The 1,809-nt window shown below is 59.2% G+C and carries 2 protein-coding genes; both read left to right on the top strand.

What is annotated here, in order from left to right:
• Positions 1-9: 9 nt before the first annotated feature.
• A complete protein-coding gene (locus tag MKK68_RS29855; protein ID WP_409567159.1) occupies positions 10-141 on the top strand; it encodes a DUF4214 domain-containing protein in 132 nt (43 codons plus the stop codon).
• Positions 142-852: 711 nt separating this feature from the next.
• A partial coding sequence (locus MKK68_RS03785; RefSeq protein WP_409567158.1) for an ABC transporter transmembrane domain-containing protein occupies positions 853-1,809 on the top strand: 957 nt, incomplete at its 3' end.

The raw sequence follows: 1,809 nt of genomic DNA, 5'->3' as shown, positions 1-1,809 counted from the left end.
CCGGAGGGCATGGCTTACTGGACCAACGCCCTCGACAGCCACAGCATGGACCGGGCCGATCTCCTCATCGGCTTCGCCCAGAGCCACGAGAACATCGCAAACCATGCCGATCAGTCCCTGCACGGCCTCCTCTTGGCTTGAGACTGAAGGCGTATGACGCAAAGGCGCTCCGATAGAGACAGGGCGCCTGCGCTTGTCCTGTCCCAGCCTCATCAGGAACGTCAGGGCAAGCTGCTTGAGAAAACATCACGGATCCGACACAACGGCAGTTGCGGGGATGGTTTCCTGATCCAAGGAAAGCTTGGCGTTAGGATTTGGCAGAAGATCTCGCCGCGACCCACGTGGCCGCCATTCAACCGAACTCACCGAAGTTTTAGAAGGTCCATGGCTCTGCTTAGTCATACAGGATAAGCTCTGTCATTCTGACGAGCGGCAAGCTGGTCTTATGCTCTAATGGGAGCGAATCGCCCAGCTCGTTTCTATAAACCAAGGGCTGCCGAGACTGCCGTATGAGCGGCAGATGCCAAGTTTCCCCTGGGGCTACCCGCTCTTGTGCGCTAAGCTCCTTGATGACGCCGTAAACTGCTGGTTTGTGGCGATTGCAGCCTGGATGATAGCGGGGACCTGTGCGGCAAGCAGGTGCTGTCCTCTGCTTCCGTGGCCAAAGTTTGCTCGGGCAGTTGGCGTTTGACGGCTGCGCCCAAGCTCGCAAACGTGGGCGCGTTGAATTCCATGTGCACCGCGTTCAGCACCAAGGTATGAGAATTCGCAGTGAGCCGGTCTAAACGAAGCCCTGACCCTGAAGCACCCACTCCGCTCGATCGGGGCATCCGGGCAATTCGGCCGGCCTTCGTGCACCTGTGCTTCTTCAGCTTGATTCTCAATCTGCTGAGCTTCGGGACGGTGCTCTACTCGATGCAGGTGTTTGATCGCGTTCTCTCGACGCGCAGCACCAACACGCTTTTGGCGCTGACGGTCCTGTTTGTTCTGGCGAGTGCTGTTGCGGCACTCGTGAGTTCGCTTCGGTCGTCGGCGCTCCGACGGATGGGGATCTCCCTGAATGACGAGGTCGCCCCCCAACTCTACGATGTTGTTTATGCGGAGACGTTGGAGACCCGACGGTTCGACACGTTGAGCGCGTTTCGGGATCTCGAGACCATACGGGAGTTTTCAGCCGGGCACGGTGTGGCGCTGATCCTTGATCTGCCCTGGATTCCAATCTATGTCCTCGCGGCCTTCGTGATGCACGTCTGGTTTGGATTGGCGCTGCTCGGTGCAATTTGTGTTGTGCTCTTCCTCACATCGCTGGACGAGATCTTCAATCGCTCCAATCTTGAACGGGCTGCCCAGTCGTCGGGCCAGAGCCAACGGCTGTTAGACGTGTCCGTGCGTGAGGCGGAGGTCCTTCACGTGATGGCCATGGTTCCCGGCTTCCGCACGCGGTGGCTGGCAGCCTACCAGGAAGCAACCGCTTGGCAATTGGCCGCGGCCCATTTAACGAAAACCATTTCTGTCCTTTCCAGATTTTGGCAATCCTTTACGTCTTTCGGCCTGGTGGCTGTGGGAGCCTACTTAGCCGTTCAGGGGCAGGTGTCATCCGGCGCGATGTTCGCGATTATGTTTATCGGCGGCGCTTGCGTGGGTGTTGTTCAGGCAGCTGCTGGACAGTGGCCCTCATTTTTGCGGGCGCGTCAGGCGTATGGGCGGCTTCAGGCTCTGTTCCGGGCTGCGGAGGCAGGCCCCCAGCGTCTGTCTCTGCCTCGGCCGAAGGGGCAGGTTGAGGTGACCTCGCTGGCTGTGACGGCGCCA

The sequence above is a fragment of the Methylobacterium sp. E-016 genome, assembly GCF_022829745.1.
GTDB lineage: Bacteria > Pseudomonadota > Alphaproteobacteria > Rhizobiales > Beijerinckiaceae > Methylobacterium.
Note: the sequence above shows the minus strand (reverse complement) of the source record. Positions and strands in the feature narration are given on the sequence as shown.

Coding starts and splice junctions, on each gene's coding strand:
- MKK68_RS29855 (WP_409567159.1), top strand. CDS start 10: ATGGCTTACTGGACCAACGCCCTCGACAGCCACAGCATGGACCGGGCC.